Origin of the sequence: Herminiimonas aquatilis (assembly GCF_042665175.1) — a bacterium.
Classification (GTDB): Bacteria; Pseudomonadota; Gammaproteobacteria; order Burkholderiales; family Burkholderiaceae_D; genus Oxalicibacterium; species Oxalicibacterium aquatilis.
Genome location: NZ_JBHTCC010000001.1, coordinates 69711 through 82094 on the forward strand (window position 1 = coordinate 69711; position 12384 = coordinate 82094).

At 51.8% G+C, this 12384-nt stretch carries 12 protein-coding genes; 3 read left to right on the plus strand and 9 right to left on the minus strand.

The annotated features are described in order from the left end of the window. Positions 1 to 90: 90 nt before the first annotated feature. Positions 91 to 885, plus strand: coding sequence for a 3-hydroxybutyrate dehydrogenase (locus tag ACFQO0_RS00330; RefSeq protein ID WP_382231951.1), 795 nt, complete (start codon positions 91 to 93; stop codon positions 883 to 885). Positions 886 to 984: 99 nt separating this feature from the next. Here the strand turns inward: ACFQO0_RS00330 and ACFQO0_RS00335 are convergent, their stop codons facing one another. Together ACFQO0_RS00335 and ACFQO0_RS00340 are read right to left on the minus strand one after the other, a co-directional pair. Beyond that, positions 985 to 1638 (minus strand): CoA transferase subunit B, encoded by a 654-nt coding sequence (locus ACFQO0_RS00335; RefSeq protein ID WP_382231953.1) that lies wholly within the window; start codon positions 1636 to 1638, stop codon positions 985 to 987. Positions 1639 to 1727: 89 nt separating this feature from the next. Continuing rightward, on the minus strand, positions 1728 to 2426 hold the full coding sequence (locus ACFQO0_RS00340; RefSeq protein WP_382231955.1) for a CoA transferase subunit A: 699 nt from the start codon (positions 2424 to 2426) through the stop codon (positions 1728 to 1730). Between the two features lie 142 nt (positions 2427 to 2568). Here ACFQO0_RS00340 and ACFQO0_RS00345 point away from each other — a divergent pair, with 142 nt between their 5' ends. Continuing rightward, positions 2569 to 3162: a LuxR C-terminal-related transcriptional regulator gene (locus ACFQO0_RS00345; RefSeq protein ID WP_382231957.1), complete on the plus strand. Its 594-nt coding sequence runs from the start codon at positions 2569 to 2571 to the stop codon at positions 3160 to 3162. 33 nt (positions 3163 to 3195) lie between these two features. Here the strand turns inward: ACFQO0_RS00345 and ACFQO0_RS00350 are convergent, their stop codons facing one another. Further along, entirely contained in the window at positions 3196 to 3972 is a 777-nt protein-coding gene (locus tag ACFQO0_RS00350; protein WP_382231959.1) for an SDR family oxidoreductase, read from the minus strand. A gap of 232 nt (positions 3973 to 4204) precedes the next feature. Here ACFQO0_RS00350 and ACFQO0_RS00355 point away from each other — a divergent pair, with 232 nt between their 5' ends. Then, positions 4205 to 5833 (plus strand): electron transfer flavoprotein-ubiquinone oxidoreductase, encoded by a 1629-nt coding sequence (locus tag ACFQO0_RS00355; protein ID WP_382233959.1) that lies wholly within the window; start codon positions 4205 to 4207, stop codon positions 5831 to 5833. A 75-nt stretch (positions 5834 to 5908) separates the two neighbouring features. Here ACFQO0_RS00355 and ACFQO0_RS00360 read toward each other — a convergent pair whose 3' ends face one another. From ACFQO0_RS00360 to nuoK, 6 genes are all read right to left on the minus strand, one after another. Next, a complete protein-coding gene (locus tag ACFQO0_RS00360) occupies positions 5909 to 6463 on the minus strand; it encodes an NUDIX domain-containing protein (protein ID WP_382231961.1) in 555 nt (184 codons plus the stop codon). Between the two features lie 99 nt (positions 6464 to 6562). Beyond that, a complete protein-coding gene (locus ACFQO0_RS00365; protein WP_382231962.1) occupies positions 6563 to 6868 on the minus strand; it encodes a DUF2818 family protein in 306 nt (101 codons plus the stop codon). An 18-nt stretch (positions 6869 to 6886) separates the two neighbouring features. Further along, positions 6887 to 8371, minus strand: coding sequence for an NADH-quinone oxidoreductase subunit NuoN (gene nuoN, locus ACFQO0_RS00370; protein WP_382231964.1), 1485 nt, complete (start codon positions 8369 to 8371; stop codon positions 6887 to 6889). 48 nt (positions 8372 to 8419) lie between these two features. Continuing rightward, positions 8420 to 9910, minus strand: coding sequence for an NADH-quinone oxidoreductase subunit M (locus ACFQO0_RS00375; protein WP_382231966.1), 1491 nt, complete (start codon positions 9908 to 9910; stop codon positions 8420 to 8422). A gap of 27 nt (positions 9911 to 9937) precedes the next feature. Beyond that, positions 9938 to 12040, minus strand: a complete 2103-nt coding sequence (gene nuoL / locus ACFQO0_RS00380) for an NADH-quinone oxidoreductase subunit L (RefSeq protein ID WP_382231968.1) — start codon at positions 12038 to 12040, stop codon at positions 9938 to 9940. 27 nt (positions 12041 to 12067) lie between these two features. After that, positions 12068 to 12376 (minus strand): NADH-quinone oxidoreductase subunit NuoK, encoded by a 309-nt coding sequence (gene nuoK, locus ACFQO0_RS00385; RefSeq protein ID WP_304933456.1) that lies wholly within the window; start codon positions 12374 to 12376, stop codon positions 12068 to 12070. Between the last annotated feature and the right edge of the window lie 8 nt (positions 12377 to 12384).

Sequence of the window (12384 nt, forward strand, 5' to 3'; positions counted from 1 at the left end):
CGCAGTATTCTACGGGTGTAAGCTAGCGATGTTATACGTAAAATCTTATCAAAGATCGCCGCTTCCGAATGTCAGTCTGAAAGGCACATCATGCAGAGTACTTCACTTCAAGGCAAAGCTGCCTTGGTCACCGGTTCCACGTCGGGCATAGGTCTGGGCATTGCACGTGCGCTGGCACAACAAGGAGCGCATATCGTGCTGAATGGTTTTGGCGCTGCAGATGAGATCAAGGCTTTGCAAATAGCCTTGCAAAAAGATTTCGGCATCACAGCCATTCATCACGCCGCCGACATGTCCCGGCCAGCGGAAATCGCCGCCATGATGCAAGTCGCCGTTGAGAAATTCGGCGCCGTCGATATCCTGGTCAACAATGCCGGCATCCAGCATGTTGCGAACATTGAGGATTTTCCGATCGATAAATGGGATGCGATCATCGCCATCAATCTCTCTTCTGCATTCCATACGACACGCCTCGCGCTGCCCGCAATGAAAGAGAAAAACTGGGGCCGCATCATCAATATTGCATCTGCACATGGCCTGGTCGGCTCGGCGCAAAAGTCAGCATATGTCGCCGCCAAACATGGCATCGTCGGCTTCACCAAAGTCACTGCACTGGAAACTGCACAAACTGGCGTGACCTGCAATGCCATCTGTCCGGGCTGGGTATTGACACCGCTGGTACAGAAACAGGTGGATGCGCGCGCCGCCAATGAAGGCATCTCCAATGACGAAGCCAAGAAAGGGCTGCTATCTGAAAAGCAACCATCAGGAGAGTTTGTCACACCAGAACAACTAGGTGCGTTAGCGGTCTTTCTTTGCAGCGAAGCTGCGAATCAGGTACGCGGTGCCGCCTGGAATATGGATGGTGGCTGGATTGCGCAATAACCCCCCAAGTACTCAATAATCTCGCCCCGCTTCTAGGTCGGGCGCACGTGACGAGAATCACATTTAGCGATCACGACCGGCGTCGCGTTTTCCGGCCAATCAATGCACCGCACTCACGTCCAGCGGTGCGCCGGTATCCGCTACTACTTCTTCTTTGCTTACACCCGGAGCCAGTTCAACCAGACGCAATCCATTCGGCGTGATGTCGATCACCGCCAGATCCGTAATGATGCGATCAACCACGCCGACGCCGGTCAGTGGCAAATTGCAAGACGATAAAATCTTGTGCGAGATCGCGCCATCTTTGGCGCGCGCAACATGCTCCATCAGCACGACGATGCGTTTGACGCCAGCCACCAGGTCCATCGCGCCGCCCATGCCTTTCACCATCTTGCCAGGAATCATCCAGTTGGCGAGATCACCCTTCTCCGACACTTGCATCGCTCCCAGCAAAGCAATATCGATTTTTCCACCGCGTATCATTCCGAATGAATCTGCCGAGTTGAAATACGACGAGCCAGGCAGAGATGTCACCGTCTGCTTGCCGGCATTGATCAAATCCGGGTCCACTTCGTCCTCTGTGGGAAACGGACCTATACCCAGCATTCCGTTTTCTGATTGCAGCCACACGTGAATATCCGGCGCGATGAAATTTGCAACTAATGTCGGCAAGCCGATACCCAGATTAACGTAAGCGCCATCTTGCAATTCTTGCGCTGCGCGTGCTGCCATTTGATCTCGTGTCCAGGCCATATCGTTCTCCACCTATATTGCTATTGTCGTTGCGTTCAGAAGCAAACACGCGCCTGCATTGATCACTGCTCTTTGCATGGCGCGTCATTTCACTTAGTGCTTAGTGTGCGCTGCTCGATGCGCTTTTGCGGATGCGCATTGAGTACGATGCGATGAATGAAAATGCCCGGCGTGTGCACGTGGTCAGGATCGATTTCCCCTATCTCAACCAATTCTTCCACTTCCGCCACGGTAATTTTTCCTGCCATCGCGGCGTTCGGATTGAAGTTGCGCGCAGTGTGGCGATACACCAGATTGCCGGCCTTGTCTGCCTTGTAAGCCTTGACGATCGCGACATCGGCAATCAATGCGCGCTCCATCAAGTATTGCTCGCCATCAAATTCGCGCACGTCCTTACCTTCGGCGACGATGGTACCCACACCGGTTTTGGTGAAAAATGCCGGAATACCTGAACCACCGGCGCGCAATTTTTCGGCCAGTGTGCCTTGCGGCGTAAATTCGACTTCCAGTTCGCCAGCGAGGTATTGGCGTTCGAACTCCTTGTTTTCACCGACGTATGACGCAATCATTTTCTTGATCTGACGCGTCATCAGCAATTGCCCCAAACCGGCATCGTCGACCCCAGCATTATTGGAAATCGCCGTCAGGTTCTTGACACCGGAATCGCGTAGCGCAGCAATCAGTGCCTCGGGGATGCCGCACAGGCCAAAACCGCCGACAGCAATGGTTTGCCCATCTTTGACGATACCGGCCAGAGCAGTTGCTGCATCGGGATAAACTTTATTCATAGTTACCCTTCTTTGTGTAGAGTAAGGGGAAGACGTGTGTAGCGCATCTCTCAGCATAAGGCGATGCCGCTATCGTCACAATACCGTAGAACTACTAGCGCCTCTTGATGCGCCTGGGCAAATCTGAACAACGAGGCATTGCATGACGATATCAGCAACGATCGATTATGAAAGCATTTTTCAGCATGCGCCTGTCGGCATGTGCGTCTCGCAGCATCGCGTGATTCACGCCTGTAATGACGCACTCGCAACCATGTTCGGTTACCCCAAAGATGCGCTCAGCGGACAGTCGTTTGCCATCCTGTATCCCAGCTATGCCGAATTCGAACGTACCGGTGCACGTATCGTTCCCATCATGAATGCAAAAGGATATTATTCAGACGAACGCATCATGAAACGCGCCAATGGTCAGTTATTCTGGTGTCATGTCAGTGGTCGCGCATTATTGGCCCACGATCCGCACGCGGCGGGCATCTGGACGTTTGAAGATTTGAGTGAGAAAAGACCCGTAACGGCAGCATTGACACCACGCGAACGAGAAATCGCTGCCATGCTGGTCGATGGAAAAACCAGCAAGACAATTGCGCGACAACTTGGATTGAGTCCGCGCACGGTAGAAATGCACAGGTCGAGATTAATGCGGAAATTTGCCGCCACAACTGCCAGCGAATTAATCAATCGATTGCTGGGTGTGTCGCGGCAAATTGAAACGACGGAAACACATACTGAAGTTTAATTGACGAACTTATTTGATAAGTTCGTCCATGCCTTAGCTGATGCTCATCCCATCATCAGCTGTCATGATTGCGCCATTAATGAAGTGTGACTCCTCAGCAGACAATAGCAGCAACAAGCCATCCAGATCTTCGGGCTTGCCGACGCGTTTGCGCGGCAATGTATTCATCAATTGCTGACCTTGCTCGCTCCCGAGATAATCCAGATTCATTTCTGTCTCTATGTATCCCGGACAGATGGCGTTGACATTGATGCCGAACTTGCCCCACTCCACCGCCATCGATTTCGTCATGTGCACGATCGAGGCTTTGCTCATGCTGTACAAGCCAAGTTCAGGCACCACGCGCAAGCCGGCGACCGATCCGATATTGACGATACGATGCTGCTTTCTGGCGTCGCCCTTGTAGCGCGCAATCATCCGCTTGGCGACTTCCTGTGCGACGAAGAAAGCACCGCGTTGATTGGTATCCATCACAAACGCATATTCTTCCGGCGTCACGTCGACCAAACGACCACTGGCAGAAACGCCAGCGTTATTGACCAGAATATCGATAGCACCGGCTTCTGTTTCGGCGTGGGCAATCGCCGATTTGATACTGGCGTAATCGGTAACATCCAGCGTCACGACATGCGCTGCGCCGCCCTCTGCCTCGATCTCTGCACGTAATTCCTTGAGCCTGTCTACACGTCGGGATGCCAGTATCACTTGCGCTCCGGCCATCGCCAGCACTTTCGCGAAACGCGCGCCAAGTCCGCTGGAAGCACCTGTGATCAGGGCGACTTTACCTTCAAAATTAACTTCAATACCCACGAATTTCTCCTGACGTTCTCTTGATTAATTAACGCACTGAAAATGAAAAGTGACGTTAGAGGCGTTATGATTACACGAAAGCGCAGCAATGCGCGGTTTTGCACTTCGCATTCACTACGAAACCGGGGACAATAACGGTTTCGCACGCACATAATCTGACTGTTATTACACCATGACACCAAGCGCATCCACAGCATCCAGCCTGCTAGAACAATACGGCCCCCGCGAAGCGATGGAATATGACGTCGTGATCGTCGGCGGCGGACCGGCAGGCCTCGCTGCAGCGATTCGACTCAAGCAACTTGCCGCTGAAAAAAACCAGGACGTGTCCATCTGCATACTGGAAAAAGGCGGCGAGCTGGGCGCGCATATTCTTTCCGGCGCAGTGATGGATCCGCAAGCATTGACCGAGTTGCTGCCGAACTGGAAAGAACTGGGCGCACCGCTCAATACAGAGGTATCTGAAGATCGCTTCCTGTTCCTGACCAAAAGCAAAGCCTACAAGACGCCAAACTTTCTGCTGCCGGCCTGCTTCCAGAATCACGGCAACTATGTCGTCTCGCTGGCCAATGTCGTGCGCTGGCTGGGCCAGCAGGCCGAGGCACTGGGCGTCGAAGTATTCCCTGGTTTTCCTGCTGCAGAAATTTTGTACAACGATGATGGATCCGTGCGCGGGGTTGCTACCGGCAATATGGGTGTGGATCGCGCCGGCATACCGACCGCGGCCTTCCAATTGGGTATGGAATTGCAAGCCAAGTACACCTTGTTTGCCGAAGGCGCACGCGGCCATCTGGGCAAGCAGTTGATCGAAAAGTTTGATCTGAACAAAGACATGGCACCACAAACCTATGCGATCGGCATCAAGGAATTGTGGGAAATCGATCCTGCCCTGCATCAACCGGGCCTGGTGATCCATACCGCCGGCTGGCCGCTTGCTAGCGACACGTATGGCGGCTCATTTTTATATCACCTGGAAAACAATCAGGTTGCCGTCGGCTATGTGGTCGGGCTCGGCTACGATAATCCCTATCTGTCGCCGTTTGAAGAATTCCAGCGCTACAAAACACACCCGGAAATCAGCAAATTCTTCAAGGACGGCAAGCGAGTTTCCTACGGCGCGCGCGCGATCACCGCGGGTGGTTTGCAATCCTTGCCGAAACTGGTCTTCGCCGGAGGCGCACTTATAGGCTGTGACGCGGGCTTCCTGAACGCGAGCCGGATCAAGGGTAGCCACGCTGCGATGAAGAGCGGCATGATGGCTGCAGACGCTGCATTTGCAGCATTGGCGGGTGGCCGGCAATTCGACGAGTTGAGCGATTATCCGCAAGCGTTCGAAAAATCCTGGCTACATGAAGAACTGCATGTCGCGCGCAACTTCAAGCCGTGGATGAGCAAGGGTTTGTACACCGGGGCATTGATGGTCGGCATCGATCAATTGCTCTTGCGTGGCAAGGCACCATGGACCTTGCGCAATACGCACGCCGATCACACCTGCCTGCGCCCCGCTTCTGAATTCCAGCCGATTGAGTATCCCAAGCCCGACAATACGCTGACCTTCGATAGATTGTCCTCGGTCTTCATCTCCAACACCAACCATGCAGAAGATCAGCCCATCCATTTGACATTGAAGGATGCCAGCGTACCGGTAGCCATCAATCTGGCGCAGTATGCGGGGCCGGAGGCGCGTTACTGTCCGGCTTCCGTGTATGAATTTGTCAAAACAGATGCAGGCGAAGACAGGCTGCAGATCAATGCGCAGAATTGCGTCCATTGCAAAACCTGCGATATCAAAGACCCTACGCAAAACATCGTATGGGTGACACCCGAAGGTGGTGGTGGGCCTAATTATCCGAATATGTAAAAAGATGCACCGAACAGACAAAAGAAAAAAGCCGCTATGCGGCTTTTTTTACCATCATCATTTCTGCTGCTAACATCAAAGCTTCCATGTACCGTTCAGAATTTTTTCCAGCCAGAACGCGCCGATCAACGTTTTCACATCGGTAATCTTGCCTTCCCTGATCCACGCCATCAAATCTTCGGGTGCGGCCTTGAAGGTATCGAGAAACTCTTCATCATCGAGCTTGCGCTCACCCTCGATCAAGCCGCTAGCCAGATATAAATCGAGATGCTCGTCCGAATACGCGATGGCATTGTGTATCGTGCAAACGAATTGCCAGTCGGTCGCGGTGTAGCCGGTTTCCTCCAGCAATTCACGCTTGGCACATGCAAGAGGAGCTTCACCGGGATCTATTTTGCCGGCAGGAAATTCGATAAATACGCGGTCAAGCGGATAACGGAACTGCCGCTCCATCAGTACCAAGCCATCGTCCAGCAGGGGAAGAATCACCACCGCACCAGGATGCTTGATGTACTCGCGCGTAGTCGGGTGTCCATTCGGCAGACGCACCGTATCGCGCTGCACTTTCAGGAATGATCCATCGTAGGCCAGTGCGCTATCGATGCGGATTTCTTTTAAATGATTATCCATATTTCATCTCCGAAATACGTCAGGCAGGAATGGCAAATTGTATGGGCGCCAGAACAAAACGGGGAATGGGACCGCACATGGTGCGCATCAGGCGATCTATCAATGATGTCGCTTGCGCATGTAGCGCATGACAAAACCCGGGTAGGCAAGCACGAGAAACAAGCAACCGGTCACGGCAAAAAATTCCCAGCCTTGCGGAAAAATACTACCGATGCGGGATTCGAGTCGGCGCGCAACGAGGCCGACTAGAAAATACAGAACGAATAGCTCAATCAAGCGCAACCAGATTGGCTTGATCCCCGAAGAGAGGGGAACAAGCGCGAACAGGCGTTCATTGAAGAAAGGAAGGTTGGCGCAAAATAGCGCCAACAGAATGACAAACCAGCTTGCTAGAGAGACATCCACTCGCTCAGCAAGCAGTCATCAGGAAGCCAGCGTTTTGACGATAGCAGCAGCGCATGCTGTCATCAATGGGCCAGGCACCAGGCCCAGCACCAGCAAGGCTGCACCATTGATACTCAATGCGACGGTTACATCTTTGCTTGCAACGATTTTTGAATTGTCGACAGGTTCGTCAAAGTACATGACTTTGACGACGCGCAGATAATAGAAGGCACCAATCAGTGAGAACAATACAGCGATCACTGCCAACCAGATCTGACCGGTACTCAACACAGCCTGCAACACTGACAACTTGGCGTAAAAACCAACTACTGGCGGCACACCTGCCAGGGAGAACATCAGCATCAAAGTGACCAGTGCAAACCATGGGCTGCGTTGGTTCAATCCTTTGAAATCGTCAATGTTGTCAGCCTCGAAACCGGCACGCGACAACAACATGATGACGCCGAACATGCCCAAAGTGGTCAATACATAAGTAATAACATAGAACATCGCCGCACTGTAACCGTTGGTCGTCGAGCCATCAGCGCCCGCCACGATACCGGACAACAAACCGAGCAATATGAAACCGATTTGCGAAATGGTCGAATACGCCAGCATGCGCTTGATATTGGTTTGCGCGATCGCGGCAATATTACCGATCGCCATAGACAGCACGGCCAGGATGGTCAGCATTTGCTGCCAATCGATAACCAGCGCTGGCAACGTTTCCACCAACAGACGAATCGTGATCGCGAAGGCTGCCAGTTTAGGCGCACCGCCCAGCATCAAGGTCACGGCGGTTGGCGCACCTTGATAAACGTCAGGCACCCACATATGGAACGGGACCGCGCCAAGTTTGAACGCCAGACCTGAAACCACAAACACCAGACCGAAAATCAATACCGGTTTATTGACGGCACCGGTAGAAATAACACGTGCAACCTCAGTCATGTCGAGCGAACCGGTCGCGCCGTACAACATCGAGATACCGTACAACAGGAAGCCTGAGGCCAGCGCACCTAGTACGAAGTATTTCATCGCAGCTTCGATCGCAGCCGTATTCTCGCGACGGAAGGCAACCAATGCATACAACGCCAGCGACATCATTTCCAGACCGAGGTAAATGATCAGGAAGTTGTTGGCCGAGATCATGACCATTTGGCCGAGTACGGTAAACAAGGCCAGAATGTAGAACTCACCGCCCAGACGACCGTTTACCATTTCGCGTTGCTCAAGATACTGGCGCGAATAGACCAGCGTCAGCGCTACGGCGATGCAGGTACAGACCTTGAGCAGACCAGACATAGGATCAGACACGACCATATTGCCAAAGCCGTAGACAGTTGCACCGGTATTGAAGTCACACAGACTGAGTGCGGCGCTGCCTATCAATGCCGCAATCGACAATACATAAGTGATATAGCGTTTCGCGTCCGACAGAAACAAGTCAATCAGCAAAATTGCGCAGATCGCAATCGCCAGGAATATTTCAGGAAGGACGGATATCAGATTCAAATTATTCATTTTGTCGCAGTTAGTGTGCGTTCAGTTGCGCGATTGCGGAGCCGTTTATTAATTAAGTTTCGAAATCGAGACGTGCTTCAGCAAGTCGGTAACCGAAGTTTGCATTGCATCGGTGAAGGGTGCCGGGTACAGACCCATCGCCAACACAGCAATTGCCAACACGCCTAGCATCAGGAATTCACGCTTGTTAATATCTGTCAGTTCCGCGACGTGATGATTGGTTACTTCACCGAAAATCACACGCTTGGCCAGCCACAGGGAATACGCAGCACCAAGGATCAGCGCAGTTGCCGCCAGCATACCGATCCAGAAATTGAACTTGACCGCACCCAGAATCACCATGAACTCACCGACGAAACCGGAGGTTGCTGGCAAGCCGGCGTTAGCCATCGAGAACAGGATAAAAAAGGCAGCGAACTTAGGCATCTTGTTCACCACTCCACCGTAGTCGGCGATGTTACGGGTATGCATGCGGTCATACAGCACGCCGATACACAGGAACATCGCGCCGGAAACAAAGCCGTGCGAAATCATTTGTACGATACCACCCTGCACCGCCATGTCGTTGAACATGAAGAAGCCGAGTGTTACGAAGCCCATGTGCGCAATTGATGAATACGCAACCAGCTTTTTCATGTCGGTCTGTATCAGCGCAACCAGACCAATATAGATCACGGCGATCAGCGACAGGGTAATCATGAAACCGGAAAGGTAATGACTGGCATCAGGCGTGATCGGCAGCGAGAACCGCAGGAAGCCGTATGCGCCCAATTTCAACATGATCGCAGCCAGTACGACGGAACCACCGGTAGGCGCTTCAACGTGAGCATCAGGCAACCATGTATGTACTGGCCACATTGGTACCTTGACCGCGAACGCCATCAGGAACGCCAGGAAGATCAGTATCTGTGCATCCATCGGCAACGGCAATGTATGCCACGCCAGAATATCGAAACTATGACCCGACTTGAAGTACAGATACAACAGGGCCACCAGCATCAACAATGAACCGAAGAACGTATATAGGAAGAACTTGATCGATGCATAAACACGATTTGCACCGCCCCAGACACCGATGATGATGAACATCGGAATCAGTGTCGATTCAAAGAATACATAGAACAGCAAGCCGTCGAGTGCACAAAACACGCCGATCATCAGACCCGACAGGATCAGGAAAGCACCCATGTACTGGGCGACGCGCTTTTCGATTACTTCCCAGGCTGCGATCACGACGAAAATAGTAATAAAGGCCGTCAGCACGACAAACCACATCGACAGTCCGTCAACGCCAAGCGAATAGTTGATATTGAAAATATCAATCCACTTGAATTTTTCGACGAACTGCATGCCATGGGCGGCATTGTTGAACTGGGAAACCAGTGGCAAGGTCACCAGGAAACTGACGATGGCACCCACCAGCGATACGGTACGCACAACGTTTGGATTATCGTCACGGCCAAAGGCAATTACGAAGATACCGAACGCGACTGGAAGCCAGATCGCGAGACTTAAAAGGGGAAATGTTGACTGCATCATGATTTTTATTTGCTTTACTTCGCTAACTTATTGGGCGAACGATGGGAACGGCAAGAAATAAATCAGGAAACCCAGCACGCCGAGAATCATGACAAATGCGTAGTGATAAATGTAACCGGTCTGAAAGGTACGAACGATGCGTGAGAACCATCCGACAACTTTTGCACTACCGTTCACAATTAATCCATCGATCAGTGTCTTGTCACCGACTTTGGACAAACCGCCACCCAGCAAACGTGCACCGCCTGCCCAGAAAAAGTCGTTGAACTTGTCCATGTAGTACTTGTTGTCCAACAGTGTGTGGATAGCACGGAAGTTCTTGTAGAACCAGGCTGGCACACGTGGATTGATCATGTAGCAGTAGTACGCAGCGGCCACACCACCAAAAGCCAGCCAGAATGGTGCCGTCTGCAAGCCGTGAATCGCCATCGCCATCGCGCCGTGGAATACTTCATTCAGTTCCGTCATTGCGCCATGTTTAGGATCGACAAAGATCACGCCTTTGAAGAAATCGCCGTGCAACATAGGTTCGATCGCAAAGTAACCAATGATGACCGAAGGAATCGCCAACAAAATCAACGGCAAGGTCACTACCCATGGCGACTCGTGCGGTTTTTGACCTGGAGCCAGACCATGATGTTCATCATCGCCATGATCGTCATCATGAGCGTGTGCATCATGAGCGTCGTGATGATCGGCAACCTTGGCATGTGCATGATCGTCGTGATGGGCGTGTGCTGCATGTTCCTTACCGAAACGCTCTTCACCGTGGAAAACCAGGAAGTACATGCGGAAAGAATAAAAAGCTGTAACGAACACACCTGCCAGCACCGCAAAGTTGGCAAAGCCTGCGCCGGTAATATGCGTCGCATGCACTGCCTCGATAATGCTGTCTTTTGAGTAGAAGCCCGAGAACAATGGCGTACCGATCAATGCCAGCGAACCCAACAAGGACGTGATCCAAGTGATCTTCATATATTTGCGCAGACCACCCATGTTGCGGATGTCCTGGTCATGATGCATGCCGATGATGACGGAACCCGCAGCAAGGAACAGCAATGCTTTAAAGAATGCGTGTGTCATCAGATGGAACACGGCAACTGAATAAGCCGATGCGCCGAGCGCAACCGTCATGTAACCAAGCTGCGACAACGTCGAGTAAGCAACCACGCGCTTGATATCGTTCTGGATGATACCCAGGAAACCCATGAACAAAGCCGTGATCGAACCGATGATCAAGATGAATGACAAAGCGGTATCCGACAGTTCAAACAATGGCGACATGCGTGCCACCATGAAAATACCTGCGGTAACCATTGTCGCCGCGTGAATCAGAGCGGAAATCGGTGTAGGACCTTCCATCGAGTCCGGCAGCCACACGTGCAGCGGGAACTGAGCCGATTTACCCATCGCGCCGATGAACAGGCAGATACAGGCTACGGTCAACAACATCCAGTCTGTACCAGGCAAAGTCAGGGTCGCGAGTTGTTCTTTCTTGGCAAAGACTTCTGCGTAGTCCATCGAACCTGCATAAGCCAGCAACAAGCCAATACCGAGAATGAAACCAAAGTCACCAACACGGTTAACCAGGAAAGCTTTCATGTTCGCGAAAATCGCGGTCGGTTTTGTGTACCAGAAACCGATCAACAGATAGGAGACCAGACCCACTGCTTCCCAACCGAAGAACAGTTGCAAGAAGTTGTTACTCATGACGAGCATCAACATCGCAAACGTGAACAACGAAATGTACGAGAAGAAGCGGTTATAGCCTTCGTCCTCTTCCATGTAGCCGATTGTGTAAATGTGCACCATCAGCGACACGAAAGTCACGACGCACATCATCATCGCAGTCAGGCTGTCGACCAGGAAACCGACCTCAAGCTTGATGCCGGCCACCGTCATCCACGTGTACAGATTGTCGTTGAAGGTAGCGCCATCAAGCACTAGCGACATCGTGTGCAGCGACAGGATGAAAGCGATCAGCACGCCAAGTATCGTCACAGTATGCGACGTCTTGCGACCAATGATATTACCGAAAAATTTTGTACCAAACAGACCTGCGATCATGGAGCCGGCAAGTGGTGCCAGCGGTACGATCAACAAGAGGTTAGGGTTAAGTTGCCCCGCCATGATGAACCTTATCGTTATTGTTCGGAATTAGCCTTTGAGGCTGTCTAGATCTTCGACATTGATGGTATCCAGTGCACGGAACATGGAAACCAGAATGGCAAGACCAATTGCAGCTTCAGCAGCGGCTACCGTCAAGATGAAGAAAACAAAAATTTGGCCTGCTGCGTCACCCAGGAAATAAGAGAACGCGACAAAATTCATATTCACAGCCAACAGCATCAATTCGATCGCCATCAGCAAGATGATGATGTTTTTACGATTCAGAAAAATACCGACTATCGAAATCGCGAACAGAATCGCGCCGAGAATCAGATAATGTACGAGCGATAACTCCACAACACTCC